We start from the raw sequence: 14,194 nt of genomic DNA, 5'->3' as shown, positions 1-14,194 counted from the left end.
ATCCATAAGTTTTTCAGTTGCTATTTATCGATACTCCGGAACATCATAATACAATGTGTACCCATCCAGTAATGAATACAGGCTGTACATGCGGTTTACTTGTTTGTACGCCCAGCCGATATCTGTTGCGTATTGGTGTGCAGCTGTGGCTGACCATCTCATCTTGTATAGCGTGTCTTGATTGTAGGCTGTGTTATGAATGTAGGATGAGCCTATGAACTTGGCGCCCCCGATAATGGCGGCTTCTGGTGTGAACCAGCCTTGCTCGTATGCGTATTTGGCGCCGTAGTAGTTCGGGTTGCTATCGTATGCACCGATTCCGTACATGTTATAAACGGTTCTTCCGTTATAGGTTAAACCATTGGCCAAATCGGATGTTCCGTTTCCTGTTTCTAGGAGAGCATGTGAGATTAAATATAGCTCGTTGATGCTGTATTTATTTGCGGCATCGATAAATGCCTTTGCTTTCCCTGTCAGGATGCCTTTGCCCGCAAGCACTTTCTGATTGACCTCGGCAACGCTGAGTCCGGCTGTCTGTGACAGCTTAAGAAATTGGAAGTAGTATTTGCTGTCCTTGGAAAAGTTGTTCGGGTCAACGTATTGTCCTACTTCATCGCTGCTAGCGTTTCTCCATCCCATATTGATTTTAGCCCAGCCGTTTGTCTGGCCGATGATTTTCACTTTATCGCCTTTTTTTAATTGGCCGATGACGTTCGTCGGACTGACTGCCGGCGTTGACCGGATGTTGAGTACATCAGCGGTAACCGTTGAGGTTGCTGTATTGATATACGCGAGTGATACGTAAGCTGCACCGTCGGTTTGCGGGCTGACTTTCATTTGTTTTTGAACCATATCACGAAGCGAGAGATTATAATTCGTTTTCATGATTTGCGGACCGTTTTTTATTTTTACAGTGGATGATGTCCATCCATATAATTGTTTCAGCTTCGCTGATGCCGCGGAAGCTGCGCTATTGCCTGTGAATTGCTCGTTAAGGCTAATTTTATAAAGCGTGTTGCTTTTGGTCGTGTAGTTCGCGCTTAACTGCTGAGCTTTAAAATAGTTCAGTCCATTGTTCAATGCTGTTTTGCTGCTGAGCTGAGATGTCAGAATTTTGTATTGTGTATATGCTGTCGCGCCTGTTTTCACGGCTGTGCCAGAGGCGTTATTTTTTTTGAAAAAAGCAAGTACACGATCGATGTCCTCTTGGCTGATGATCGCCTCAGTGGTGATTTGATATTTACTTCCTGCTGTCTGACCCGTTTTTTTGCTTGCGGCTGAAATCTGATTCGATTTAAAGAACGTTAAGGCTTCATTGACTTTTGCCGCACCCAGCAGAGATTCAGTTGTAATTTTAAACGTGTTGGCAGTTTGTTTTTTTACTGTTTTTGCTGCAGCACTTAGCTTATTCTTCTTTAAAATGTTCAAACCTTTCGTAACTTTTGCTTGGTCTGTTGTTTCTTCAGAAATAAGCTGATATTGGTTTTCGGCTTTTTTTCCAGTCGCTTTTTTCGTTGCCTTTACTTTTTTCTGTGTGAAGAAGGCCGCAGCTTTGTTGGCCTGCTGCTCACCTAAAATCTGTGCAGTCGTAATTTGATAGGCAGATGACGTTGCCGTTTTTTTCACGGCAGATGACGTGTAATGCCATTTTTTCTTTTTGAAGAATGCGTCGACCTTTTGAAGCTGCTGTTTTGTCAAATTCTTCATGTTTACCGTATATGATGTGCTTTTGCCAACCTTTTGATAATATCCGGACACCCCAGTGTTTTTCTTGATTTGGCTGATGGCATCCTTCACTGTATTCAGCCCTTTGAAATAAGCCGATTGGACATTGTATACGTCTGCTGTTGTTTTTTGATTGATTGACTTGTAGCTTCCCGTAATTCCGGTGCTTTGTTTCAGCTGCTGTAACAAAGTCTTGGCGTTTGCTTCACCTGATATAGAGGCTGTTGTAAACGTGTAATAGGCTTGGCCTTTCGCTGTTTCTTTTAATGATGCCTTCAGTCCCGATTCTTTTTGAAATGCGTTTTTGACTTGGGCAGCCTTGCTGTCTCCGATAATAGCACCTGATTGAATGCTTGTTACAGACACTTCATGAGTAACGGGCTGGTACGTGCTTTTTATCCCCGTTTTCTTTGCCAGGCTTTGGATAAGCTCCTTGACCTTCGTCTCATCTGCTATTTCCGAGGTAACCACGTTCATGTAAAACTGGGCTGTGCCGGACATCTTCACAGCGCCGGATACCCCTGTTTCCTGCTTAAGCTTGGCCAGCAAGGTGTTGGCCTGTTTTTCACTTGATATTGCGCCGGACGTGATGGTCATATACGGCTGTTTGCTGCCGACTGGACTGGATGTGCCTGTAATGGCTGTCTGTTTTGTCAGTCCGCTCAGCACGGTTTTAGCTTGTGCTTCGCTATGTATGCCTGTAGCGGTAATTTGGTAGGTTGCTGTTGTTCCTGAAGCCTGATAGGAGGCATCCCAGCCTGTGTCTTTTTCCAATTTGGCGGCGGCCTGAGAGGCTTGGCTTTCTGTACTGAATGTTTTTGCCGGCTCCACCTTATAAATCGAGTAGTCCGTATACGCTGCAGCCTGTGCAGAGCCGGTTATGGTAAAAAAGGCAAGGGACGCGGCGGACAGAAGCATCGGTGCGATTAATCTCTTTTTCATTCCTTCTCCTCTTTCTTATTCAATGAGTATATAAAACTAGTTTATTTATCGGCACGCGTATGCTCTATTTATAGGTCAATCCATTCCATTTTTGAAAAATAAAAAACTTAATCTCTAAGTGAGATTAAGTTTACATGTGTGACACAATCAATGTGCATGTGCCTTTAATTGTGAAGTCGGACATATTGTAAGGCAAAATAAAGTGATCTCCCTTTTTAAGCGGGCATGTTTCTTTTCCATACGTTAGCGAACCGCTTCCTTCTATTACACTGCATATCAAGAAGCTCTCATCTTGCGAAAGCTCAGCCTCTCCACTAATGTCCCATTTATAGACGGAAAAGTATTCCCCTTGGACAAACGTTTTAATTGTTATTCCTTTTCTTGATTCGGTTGATTCGTCTATATATCCGTCTACATGGGGAACGGTCGCCGCGTTAATGGCTTTTGCAAAATGAAGCTCTCTTGGCTTGCCGCTTGTTTCGAGACGGTCATAGTCGCAGACCCGATATGTGGCATCTGAATTTTGCTGGGTCTCTAACACAAGCGTCCCTTTGCATAAAGCGTGTATCGTACCGCTCGGCACATAATAGAAATCACCCGGCTTAATCTTGATTCTTCGCAGCAGGCCTTCCCAGTCACCGCTGTTAATCATTGTGACAAGCTCAGTTTTTGAGCGGGCCGTATGTCCGTAAATGATCTCTGCGTTTTCTTTGCAGTCAATAATATACCAGCACTCCGTCTTGCCGAGTTCTCCCTGTTCGTTCTCTCCAGCGTAATAATCATCGGGATGGACTTTAATCGACGTATCTTCTTTTACGTCCAGCAGCTTCGTCAGTAACGGGAACCGGTCTCCCTCCACGCCTCCGAACAATTCCCGGTGCTCATCCCAAAGCTCGGTCAATGTCTTTCCTTTATACGGGCCATTCGCAACAGTGCTCGGTCCTTTTGGATGAGCGGAAATGGCCCAGCACTCCCCTGTTGTTTCTGATGGAATGTCATACCCGAAGACATCGCGTAAAGCGGTGCCGCCCCAGATTCTTTCTTTAAACACTGGCTTGAAAAAAATCGGTGATTGCGTCATGATCCGTACCCCTCCCCTTTATATGGCTGATCATTATTTTCCCGATGCGTGCCCCCTACAAACGCCCCCATGTCTGTCTGTTTTTCAATGACAACATATGTACAAAGCATTATGTATCAATGACCCCTTTTTAGAAAACGCTTCCTTTTTATTATATCACTTTCACAAGAAGGTTTGTTTCAGCCTTTTCCTTATGAAGAATAATTCTCCTTTTTTGATACAAATTAAGAAAAACCGTCAATATGTTTTTATAAAGGAGAGACACTATGCAAATCGACTCTGATCTCCAGCGCAATGTAGAAACATTGAAAAAAAAATTGGGGCAAAACGACGATATCGTGTTTTATACGTTTTCTTTCGGAGACAGCAGACAGAAGGCTTGCCTGCTGTATATTGACGGTTTGACAGAAAATAAGCTTCTGGCGCAATACGTCATTTCTCCTTTACAAAAAGAATCGTTAGCTCAAAAAGAAGGCTTGATTGAAGATTTATCCGCTTTCTTTTTCGGCTATCATCACAGCGTTGTTTCTACAATAAAAGAAATACAGCAGCTCATTTTTTCCGGACATACCATTTTGCTGGCCGATGGTTACAGCGCGGGGCTGGCATTTGATACGAAAACGTTAATGACGCGCAACCTTGAAGAGCCTTCCTCAGAAATCGTGGAACGCGGGCCGAAGATTGGCTTTATTGAAAAACTGCGGACAAACACGGCGCTTTTGCGAGAGCGGACGAGTGACCCTAATCTCGTCATAAAAGAAATGACCATAGGCAAAAGGACGAAAAAAAAGATAGCTGTCGCTTATATTCAGGATATTGCACCTGATTATGTCATAAAAGAAGTATTTAAACGGCTGAAATCCATCACGACAGATGATTTGCCGGAATCAGGCACACTTGAACAGCTCATTGAAGATGAACCCTTTTCAATCTTTCCCACGATTTTAAGCACAGAACGGCCTGATCGTGTAGAAAGCTCATTGTTAGAAGGAAGAGTCTCCATATTAGTAGATGGTACACCATTTGCATTGATTGTACCGGCAACGGTGGATGAATTTATTCATTCACCGGATGATTACAGCCAGCGCTGGATTACAATGTCTCTTATTCGTTTGCTTCGTTATTCAAGCATCCTGATTACCATTTATTTGCCCGGCTTATATATTTCTCTCGTTTCCTTCCACACCGGTCTTTTGCCGACGAGAATGGCCATTTCGATTGCGGGCAGCAGGCTGAATGTACCCTTTCCGCCTTTTGTCGAAGCCTTTATTATGATATTTACGATAGAACTGATCAGGGAAGCCGGTTTAAGGCTGCCAAAACCGATCGGGCAGACGATTGGGCTTATTGGAGGCGTTGTCATTGGACAGGCAGCCGTACAGGCGCAAATCGTCAGCGCACTAATGGTCATAGTTGTATCCATTACCGCATTGGCATCATTCACCGTTCCTTCATACGCCTTTAACTTTCCGCTGCGGATTATTCGCATCGCGGGTATGATAAGTGCCGCGATGCTCGGCATGTATGGCGTCATCATGGTCTTTCTGTTTGTGATCGGCCACTTGATGCGACTGAAAAGCTTTGGCCAAGATTACATTATTCCCATAATGGCACAGCCCGGACAAGATTTAAAGGACACTGTGATTCGCATGCCTACCCTATTTTTAAAAAGGAGACCTACCCGTAAAGACACAAAAGATAAAATCAGACAAAGGTGATGGCTATGATGCAATCAGAGGACAAGCTTACATTTATGCAGACGCTTATTATGGTAAGCAGTACAATGATCGGTGCCGGTGTCTTAACCCTTCCCCGCTCAGCCGCTGAAACCGAAAGTCCGAGCGGATGGATTATGATCCTGCTTCAGGGCGTTATTTTTATTACTTATGCTCTGCTTTTTTTGCCTTTTCTTCAACGAAACAGCGGAAAAACGATTTTTGAGCTCAACAGCATTGCAGCCGGAAAATTGATCGGTTTCTTTTTGAATTTATTTATTACCCTTTATTTTATCGGTATCGTATGCTTTCAAGCCCGGGTCTTGGGAGAGGTTGTCGCATTCTTTCTATTAAAAAACACGCCGATGGCTGTTGTCGTCATTATTTTTCTGGCGGTTGCCATCTATCATGTGGCCGGAGGCGTTTACCCCATTGCGAAGGTATATGCGTATATCTTTCCTATTACTATTATTATTTTTCTGATGCTTCTGATGTTTAGCTTTCGTTTGTTTCAGTTAGATTTTATCCGACCCGTATTTGAAGGCGGCTATCAAAGTTTTTTCTCTTTATTTCCTAAAACCCTTTTATATTTTTCAGGATTTGAAGTCATTTTGTATCTCATTCCCTTTATGAAAGATCCGAAGAAGGTTAAAAAAGCTGTCGCTTTGGGCATTGCAACTTCAACTGTTTTTTACAGCATTACTTTGTTTATTGTCATTGGCTGTATGAGTGTGGCTGAAGCTAAAACAGTGACGTGGCCAACCATTTCACTCATCCACGCATTAGAAATCCCAGGGATTTTTATTGAACGATTTGACCTGTTTTTACAGTTGACTTGGACAGCTCAGCAATTTGCATGTATGCTCGGCTCCTTTAAAGGCGCGCATATTGGATTAACAGATGTCTTTCACCTAAAAAATAAAAACAATCCGTGGCTGCTTACTGCACTGCTGGCTGTTACATTTTTCTTCACAATGCTTCCTGACGATCTGAATGCCGTGTTTTATTACGGTTCACTTCTCGGATATGCATTTTTAGGTGTCATTATCATACCATTTCTCATCTGGTTTTTGAGCTGGGTACAGAAGAAGCTGGGGAGGGGTCAGCTGCAATGAAGACAATAATAAAGCTCGCAGCAATGGTTCTGATGCTGCAGTTGCTCTGCGGATGCTGGGATGTCAAAAATATTGAAAAACTGTCTTTCGCCAGGGGACTTGCTATCGATGAAACTGAAGACCATCAGTATAAATTAACCTATCAAAACCTTCTTCCCCAAAGTGAAGACAGCCAATCATCAGGAAAACCGGAATTTGTCAATGTGACCTCCCGCGGGAAAACCATTCTCGAAGCGATCAGTGATGTATCCATCAAGGACCCTCCTATCTATAGCGATCATTTGAAAGTGATTCTTTTGGGAGAAAAGCTAATGAAAAATCAAAATATCGATCAATTGTTCAACCATTTTATCCGGGATGATGAGCTGAGGAGAAGCAGCTATTTGATGGCAGCCAGAGGGGAAGCTGGAGACATTTTCACGGAAGGAAGTCCAAAGCAGCAGCTGCCGATGCCTTCCGAAAAGCTGATTGATCTGACAAACAACAGCGGATATAACGGGAAAATTATGATACCGCTTAGGATCGGAAGAGCTTCTATCTATTGCCAAAACGGCTACAGTTTTCTCATTCAAGCCGTGAAAAACCAAAAGGGAAAAGCAAAGTATGACGGGGCTGGCATTATTAAAAGCGGCAGCAATAAACTCGCCGGATTTCTTTCAGCGGATGAAACACAAGCGCTGACGTGGGTAATGGGGACGATCCAAGGCGGCGTCATGCCGGCGGAAGAAAAAGGCTATCCGATTACATTTGAGATTAAGAAGTCCAAATCAAAAATCAAACCTGCCATTCAGAATGGAAAGCCTGTCTTTCATATTTCTGTCAAAACAACAGGCATTCTGACAGAAGATCAAAGTCCAAGAGAAAATTCTTTTAGCGAGAGCTATTTGCGTAAGCTGGAAAACATTTTTGAGAAAAAGCTGAAACACGATATCAAGCAGATTATGGATCAGCTGCAGCATACGTATAAAGCAGACCCTATCTTTTTATCTGACTACGTTCGGATTCAATACCCGGATTACTGGAATAAAGTAAAAGGGCATTGGGATGAAACGTTCACTGAGGCAGAGTTCACATACGATATTTCGTTCAAAATCATTAATTTTGGAACGGTTGGGAGGTAAGCAGCAAAAAGGGTGCGCCTGTTGGCAGCACCCTTTTGAATGTGATTTACGTTCCCGCTGTCTGCTGTTTACCTGCCGATCCTCCCTGGCCGTTTTTATCGCGCAAATCCTGCTCGATTTCTTCAAGGCTTTTTCCTTTCGTCTCTGTTACTTTAAACCGGACAAATAGAAACGCCATAATGCCGATCGCAGCATAAATCAGAAATAAATAGCTGATGCCGATCGCTTCCATTAAAATTGGATAGGTTAGTGAAACAATCAAAGTTCCAGCGTGCAGCATCAAGGTGGAGACTCCAGTCCCGATGCCTCTCACATGAAGCGGAAATAGTTCAGGAAGCATCACCCAGACAACCGGGCCCCAGCTGACGGCAAACACAACGATAAACACGCCTAAGCAAATGACTGTCGTCCATGATGCGGCCGGGGTGTTATCGAAAAAGAGATTCACCATAGCCAGGACAATTAAGCTGATCACCATGCCGGCATTCCCGAATAACAGTAGCGGCTTTCTTCCAACTTTATCAATGATTTTAATGGCGAGAAGAGTCATAAGAACATTCACTGTTCCGATTCCGACCGTTCCTAAAATAGAGGCGGAGTTTCCGAACCCGACGTTTGTAAAGGTCTTCGGCGCATAATAAATGATTGTGTTCGTACCGATAAATTGCTGCAGAAACGCCAGTCCCAATCCGGCAATCAGCGCCGGGCGCACCCACGGATCGAACAGCTCCTTCAGACCGCCTTCGTCCTCTTTTTCCGCTTCTTTAATATCATGGATCTCTTGATCAATATCCTTTGTTCCCCGCAATCTTTGAAGAACTTTCTTCGCTTTGCCCTCTTCACCATTTGTAAACAGCCAGCGCGGGCTCTCAGGCATAAACAAAATACCAATGAGCAGGAGCAATGATGGTACGGCAGCCAATCCAAGCATCCAGCGCCACGCTTCCGCATCGGCAAATATGTAATTGACGATATAGGAAAGCAGGATACCGACCGTAATCATCAGCTGGTTGAGGGACGACAGCGCACCCCGTTTCTCTTTTGGCGCCAGCTCAGACAAATACAGCGGCACGATCGTTGTCGATGTTCCGACTGCCAGTCCCAGAATGATTCTAAAGAGCACCATCACTCCTGTATTTGGCGCAAGCGCAACTCCCAATCCGCCTATACAAAACAGCAGCGCGGCAGCCATAATCGCTTTTTTCCTGCCAAAACGGTCCGTCAGCTTGCCAGCCGCTCCGGAACCGAGTATCGCTCCGATTAATAAAGAGCTGACAACAAGTCCCTCTGTAAAGGCGTTGAGGCCTAAATCCTTTTTCATAAATAAAATGGCTCCCGAAATGACGCCGGTATCATAGCCATATAAAGCGCCACCAAGAGCGCCGAAAAAATAAAGCCATATATTTGACTGCTTCTTCATAGAAATGACTCCCTTTCTCCAATCAGTGATCTAATGGTACTGTCCACGGAGTTTTTTAGAAATCTTTTAGCCTATTTTTCCGGCAAATAAACCTATGCAGATGTACAGACATCTAATATCCATTAATTTACTGGCGTTTTTTTCAACTGCACCGAAACATTTTTTTCCCCAGTGGCGTCCAATAGAAGGTGATTCAGCACATCAGCATAAATCTCTAAAAACAAAAACATATAAATATAGGAATTTTTATCGAATATTGTCTTATCGGCAGTTGCCCTACGGCAAAATGAATGGTACGCTTCAAATATTAATGAAACGTGAGGTATTGATATGGAAGAACGATCACAGCGTAAGAAGAAAAAGAGACGTCTGAGAAAATGGGTGAAATTATTAGCCGGTGTAATGGCTTTTCTCATTATTGCCGCAGGTTCTGTCGGCACATACGCTTATGTCAAACTGAACAACGCTTCTAAAGAAGCTCACGTCAGTCTTGCCCGCGGAGAACAATCTGTAAAACGGATTAAAGAGTTTGATCCTGGAAAGGATTCTTTCTCTGTATTGCTTTTAGGGATTGATGCCAGGGAGAAAAACGGTGAGACGGTAGACCAGGCCAGAAGTGATGCGAATGTACTGATTACCTTTAACCGCAAAGAAAAAACAGCCAAAATGCTGAGCATTCCGCGTGACGCCTATGTGAATATTCCAGGCCACGGCTATGATAAGTTTACGCATGCCCACGCCTATGGCGGCGTAGATCTAAGTGTAAAAACAGTTGAAGAAATGCTTGATATTCCCGTTGATTATGTAGTCGAAAGCAACTTCACTGCGTTTGAAGACGTGGTAAATGAGCTGAATGGCGTCACAGTCAACGTAAAAAGCGATAAAGTCATCCAGCAAATCAAAAAGGATACAAAAGGAAAAGTTGTCCTTCAACAAGGCACACACACACTTGATGGAGAGGAAGCGCTGGCTTACGTAAGAACACGTAAAGCTGACAGTGACCTTTTACGCGGACAAAGACAAATGGAAGTGCTGAAAGCCATTATCGATAAATCAAAATCACTTAGCTCCATTCCGGCTTATGATGATATTGTGGATACAATGGGAGAAAACTTAAAAATGAATCTATCTCTTAAAGATGCCATTGGCTTGTTCCCGTTTATCACTTCACTGAAGTCGGTTGAATCCATCCAGCTGACAGGCTATGACTATGAGCCTGGCGGCGTCTACTATTTCAGATTGAATCAGGAAAAACTGCAGGAAGTGAAAGAAGAGCTGCAAAACGATTTAGGTGTATAATGAACGGGATGGCGTGCAGCCATCCCGTTTTACATATTTCATTGTTGAAAAATAGGATCGTAAGGTTTAGCCTTGTCCTATATGGTTTATGTTTCGTATGAAAGCTGAACATACTACACGAAGCAGCTTCATTATTAAGGAGGTTTCCCCTACATATGAAATTAATAGCGATTGATTTAGACGGTACATTGCTGAATAAGGAAAGCATCATTTCTAATGAAAACAGAGCGGCTATCAAGCGGGCGCTTGATGCGGGTATCCTCGTTACCATTTGCACAGGAAGAGCAACGTTTGATGTTAAAGCGCTGCTGGAAGACTTAGATATCCCTATCATCGCGGCAAATGGCGGAACGGTTCATGACAGAGGCTACCGCCTGATCAGCCGGACATTAATGGATCAAGAGGCCGGCAAAGCGATCGCTGATTACCTGCTCTCAAAAAATATTTACTTCGAGGTCTATACAGATGACCATCTGCTTTCTCCTTTTGACGGCGAATCTAAGCTTCAAGCAGAGCTTGATATTTTAAAAAGCGCAAATCCAGATGAAAACACGGACGAATTGTGGAAAGGGGCCATGACCCAGTTCAAGCAGTTCGGCATCAAACCGATCCCGCATATCGAATCGATTTTCGACGGCAGCGAAAACATTTACAAGCTCCTTTGCTTCTCCTTTGATATGGAAAAACTGAGACATGCGAAGGAAGAACTGAAGCATCATAAAAAACTGGCGCAAACCTCTTCCGGAAAGCACATTATCGAAATTCTCCCGGCCTCTTCCGGCAAAGGGCGCGCGCTGACTGAGCTTGCCGGCAAATACGGAATTGAGACGCAAGATATCTATGCGATTGGTGACAGTCCGAATGATTTATCCATGTTCGAAGTGGCAGGACACCGAATCGCAATGGAAAATGCGATTGATGAACTGAAAGAAAAAAGCACTTACGTGACGAAAAGCAATGATGAAAATGGTGTGGCCCACTTTATAGACCAGCTTCTATCCGGCCAATATGCATAAAGAAAAAGACTCCAGAGATTCTGGAGTCTTTGTTTTTTATTGCACCCGAATACTTCCCGCGTATTTATCTTTCCAATACGTGCTCGTATTCATATTGGTAATGGTTACACCGTTTGTTAATGTGACATGAACGACTTGGCCATTTCCGATATAGATGGCCGGGTTTAAGCTTGTTGATTGGAAAAAGACAATGTCTCCCGGTTTCAGGTCAGCCTTATCAACCTTTGTTCCCGCTTTATACTGGCTCGTCGCGTATCTGGGCAGTGAAATGCCTGCCGCTTTCTGGTAAACATATTGGATAAAGCCAGAAGTATCAAATCCTGTTTCTGGAGAAACCCCGCCCTTTTTGTAAGGAACTTCCCCGATATAGAGCGTCGCCTCCGACACAATCGGATTTTCTTTCGGAATTGTCAGGTTGTTAAACCGGCGGATGCCTGTCATCTTAGATTTCCAATAATCCTCTGATAAGTAGGAAATGGTTACTTTTTCAGACCGGCTCGCCTGAATGAACCTTCCGCCTCCTGCATAAATGCCGGCATGCGAAATTCCTGTTTTATACGTATTGCTGAAATAGATGACATCACCGGGTTTCATGTTCTGAAGCGCCACCTTCTCACCTACTGCCCACTGCTGCTCTGCTGATCTCGGCAGATAGATGTCAAGCGCCTGTTTAAAGACATATTGCACAAGCCCTGAGCAATCGAAGCCCTCTGACGGTGTGCTTCCGCCAAAAACGTACGGAATGCCGAGGTATTTTTCGGCCTCCTGCACAACAGCCACATCAGCAGTCTCCGGATCGGCAGCGACTCGTTTCGCTCCAATGTAAGAGCCGCCCCAATAGCTGCTTTTTTTGTAGTTTGTGACGATAACCCCTTTTGATAGGGTGCTGTGAATCATTTGCCCGTCTCCAATGTAAAGAGCGGCGTGTGTCGGTGCAGTCCCGCTGCTTCCCGCTTTTTTGAAAAATAAAATATCACCTGGTTTTAGATCTGCCGGCTTTACTGCCGTTCCGACTTTTGACTGGTCGTTCACAGATCTCGGCAGATGAATATCAGCCTGACCGAAAACATATTGAATCAATCCAGATGAATCGAAACCTTCTTTCGGTGTTTCACCGCCGTATCTATACTTATACCCAAGCAGTTTCGTTGCTTCACTGATGATCAGGTCAGATTTTGCATCAGCCTCCGCAATATCCGCTTTTGTCATAATAGGAACCAAAAAACAAATCATAACGGCCACAAGCAAAAACTTCTTCCAGTTTGCCAGTGTGTTCACTTTTATTATCTCCTCCTCTATTTGCAGTTTTAACATCGGTATTTTTCTAGATATATTAAGAGACTTTTTCATATTTTTACAGAATGAATATGCCGGCTTTCAAAATGGCAAATAAAAAAAGAGAATGTCTCGTAAGACACTCTCTTTTTTTGTGTGTTATTTAGCGGCGTTTGCCGTTTCTTCCTGCTGTTGAATTTTATGAATTTCTGTATCGATTTTCTGCTTTTCCTGATCAGTCAGCTGATCGTTGAATTTGAAAGCTGACATAAACATAAACACGACTGCAACGGCAACAAACGGCCAGATGGCTTTGACAAATTTCATCTTATATCACTCCATTATTTAGATTTTAGTTTGTCACTGTGATCGACATCAAAAGTCAGTTTTCCGTCTTCTACTTTCCATGCAAAATTAGAGTCTTTCGTCAGTTCGCGAATAATTGTTTTCTGTTTCAGACTGCCTTTTTTAACCGGGGCAGGTGTCGCTTCATGGATATCAATCGGCGTTACCTCAAAGTGTCCCGTTCCGTTTTTCTTCAAATGATACTGCACGAGCGCACTGTCTCTGGTTCTTGTCCAGCCTTGGTCAAACACAAAGTTCCCCAGACTGTAGAAAATGACGGTCCCGTTATAGACTTCGATCGGTTCAAGGACGTGCGGGTGATGGCCGACGATGATATCGGCACCTGCATCAGACATAGCTCTTGCCAATTGGCGCTGACGGTCATTCGGATCATTATCATACTCTTGTCCCCAGTGTGACTGTACAACTACGACATCCGCATGTTTTTTCGCTTCTGAAATCATAGGGATAAAGATTTCCGGATCTGCGGGAAGCACGCCCGGTGTATTCTTTTTAGCCGCGAAACCTTTGCCGGATACATCCGTGAATCCAAGGGTTGCGATTGTTACCCCATTTACTTCTTGATATGAGATATTCTTTTTCGCATCGCTCAAGCTGTATCCAGCCCCAACGATATCGAGGTTATGGTTCGAAAATTCTTCAAGTGTATCTTTCATGCCCTGTGCGCCGTAGTCCATGGCATGGTTATTCGCGCCGTTAAGGACCGTGAAATTCATATCCTTCAGGACTTTTACGGATTTCTTGTTTGTCTGCAAATGAATTTCTTTTTCTGCTTCCTTATAGTTCTTTTTATAAGTTACCGGGTTTTCAAAGTTTCCGGCTACGTAGTCTGATGCTTTAAAGATAGGCTCAACGTATTGAAATATACTGCTTACCCCTTTTTGTTCCGTTACTCTCTCAACATAGCGCCCCATCATAATATCACCTACAAATGAGGCTGAAAGAACGTCATCTGAATAGGTTTTAACCTTTGGCGCCTCTGCTTTGCCTGCCCACATAAAAGCAAACATGAGGACAAAAACGATCGGAATCGCGATAAATACGTGCTTATTGGTTTTCTTTTTTTGCTGTTTTGTCAGCTTCAGCAGCTTTTCATGAAAGCTCAGTTCTTTTTTCATC

At 43.7% G+C, this 14,194-nt stretch carries 11 protein-coding genes; 5 read left to right on the top strand and 6 right to left on the bottom strand.

Annotated features, from left to right (window positions below; translation table 11 throughout):
- Positions 1-24 precede the first annotated feature (24 nt).
- On the bottom strand, positions 25-2,667 hold the full coding sequence (locus M1D69_RS03185; RefSeq protein WP_458104604.1) for a glucosaminidase domain-containing protein: 2,643 nt from the start codon (positions 2,665-2,667) through the stop codon (positions 25-27).
- Between the two features lie 130 nt (positions 2,668-2,797).
- The gene (gene manA / locus M1D69_RS03180; protein WP_458104605.1) at positions 2,798-3,748 is read right to left on the bottom strand and encodes a mannose-6-phosphate isomerase, class I; all 951 of its coding nucleotides are present in this window, start codon (positions 3,746-3,748) and stop codon (positions 2,798-2,800) included.
- Positions 3,749-4,014: 266 nt separating this feature from the next.
- Between manA and M1D69_RS03175 the strand changes: the two genes are divergently transcribed.
- Genes M1D69_RS03175 through M1D69_RS03165 form a run of 3 tightly spaced genes read left to right on the top strand, consistent with a single transcriptional unit; the run spans position 4,015 to position 7,699 of the window.
- Positions 4,015-5,466, top strand: coding sequence for a spore germination protein (locus M1D69_RS03175; protein ID WP_458104606.1), 1,452 nt, complete (start codon positions 4,015-4,017; stop codon positions 5,464-5,466).
- A gap of 5 nt (positions 5,467-5,471) precedes the next feature.
- Positions 5,472-6,578, top strand: coding sequence for a spore germination protein (locus tag M1D69_RS03170; protein ID WP_458104607.1), 1,107 nt, complete (start codon positions 5,472-5,474; stop codon positions 6,576-6,578).
- Positions 6,575-7,699 carry a Ger(x)C family spore germination protein gene (locus tag M1D69_RS03165; RefSeq protein WP_458104608.1) on the top strand — a complete coding sequence of 375 codons (1,125 nt, stop codon included), beginning with the start codon at positions 6,575-6,577 and terminating at the stop codon, positions 7,697-7,699. Before M1D69_RS03170 ends, M1D69_RS03165 begins: the two co-directional genes overlap by 4 nt.
- Positions 7,700-7,745: 46 nt before the next feature.
- On the opposite strand, the gene M1D69_RS03160 is transcribed toward M1D69_RS03165, so the two are convergent.
- On the bottom strand, positions 7,746-9,119 hold the full coding sequence (locus tag M1D69_RS03160; RefSeq protein ID WP_227598621.1) for a sugar porter family MFS transporter: 1,374 nt from the start codon (positions 9,117-9,119) through the stop codon (positions 7,746-7,748).
- A 330-nt stretch (positions 9,120-9,449) separates the two neighbouring features.
- Between M1D69_RS03160 and M1D69_RS03155 the strand changes: the two genes are divergently transcribed.
- Positions 9,450-10,418: an LCP family protein gene (locus M1D69_RS03155; RefSeq protein ID WP_069486829.1), complete on the top strand. Its 969-nt coding sequence runs from the start codon at positions 9,450-9,452 to the stop codon at positions 10,416-10,418.
- Positions 10,419-10,573: 155 nt separating this feature from the next.
- Positions 10,574-11,434: a Cof-type HAD-IIB family hydrolase gene (locus tag M1D69_RS03150; protein ID WP_458104609.1), complete on the top strand. Its 861-nt coding sequence runs from the start codon at positions 10,574-10,576 to the stop codon at positions 11,432-11,434.
- A 36-nt stretch (positions 11,435-11,470) separates the two neighbouring features.
- Here M1D69_RS03150 and M1D69_RS03145 read toward each other — a convergent pair whose 3' ends face one another.
- From M1D69_RS03145 to pgsA, 3 genes are all read right to left on the bottom strand, one after another.
- On the bottom strand, positions 11,471-12,712 hold the full coding sequence (locus M1D69_RS03145) for a C40 family peptidase (protein WP_458104610.1): 1,242 nt from the start codon (positions 12,710-12,712) through the stop codon (positions 11,471-11,473).
- Between the two features lie 156 nt (positions 12,713-12,868).
- Positions 12,869-13,036 carry an extrachromosomal elements maintenance protein EdmS gene (gene edmS, locus M1D69_RS03140; RefSeq protein WP_010332114.1) on the bottom strand — a complete coding sequence of 56 codons (168 nt, stop codon included), beginning with the start codon at positions 13,034-13,036 and terminating at the stop codon, positions 12,869-12,871.
- Between the two features lie 14 nt (positions 13,037-13,050).
- Positions 13,051-14,193 (bottom strand): capsular polyglutamate synthetase PgsA, encoded by a 1,143-nt coding sequence (gene pgsA / locus M1D69_RS03135; protein ID WP_458104611.1) that lies wholly within the window; start codon positions 14,191-14,193, stop codon positions 13,051-13,053.
- Position 14,194: the final 1 nt, after the last annotated feature.

Source organism: Bacillus sp. PK3-037 (assembly GCF_054161355.1).
This window is presented reverse-complemented; position numbering and strand designations above follow the sequence as displayed.

Coding starts and splice junctions, on each gene's coding strand:
- M1D69_RS03185 (WP_458104604.1), bottom strand. CDS start 2,667: ATGAAAAAGAGATTAATCGCACCGATGCTTCTGTCCGCCGCGTCCCTT.
- M1D69_RS03170 (WP_458104607.1), top strand. CDS start 5,472: ATGATGCAATCAGAGGACAAGCTTACATTTATGCAGACGCTTATTATG.
- edmS (WP_010332114.1), bottom strand. CDS start 13,036: ATGAAATTTGTCAAAGCCATCTGGCCGTTTGTTGCCGTTGCAGTCGTG.
- M1D69_RS03175 (WP_458104606.1), top strand. CDS start 4,015: ATGCAAATCGACTCTGATCTCCAGCGCAATGTAGAAACATTGAAAAAA.
- M1D69_RS03160 (WP_227598621.1), bottom strand. CDS start 9,119: ATGAAGAAGCAGTCAAATATATGGCTTTATTTTTTCGGCGCTCTTGGT.
- M1D69_RS03150 (WP_458104609.1), top strand. CDS start 10,574: ATGAAATTAATAGCGATTGATTTAGACGGTACATTGCTGAATAAGGAA.
- M1D69_RS03155 (WP_069486829.1), top strand. CDS start 9,450: ATGGAAGAACGATCACAGCGTAAGAAGAAAAAGAGACGTCTGAGAAAA.
- manA (WP_458104605.1), bottom strand. CDS start 3,748: ATGACGCAATCACCGATTTTTTTCAAGCCAGTGTTTAAAGAAAGAATC.
- M1D69_RS03165 (WP_458104608.1), top strand. CDS start 6,575: ATGAAGACAATAATAAAGCTCGCAGCAATGGTTCTGATGCTGCAGTTG.
- pgsA (WP_458104611.1), bottom strand. CDS start 14,193: ATGAAAAAAGAACTGAGCTTTCATGAAAAGCTGCTGAAGCTGACAAAA.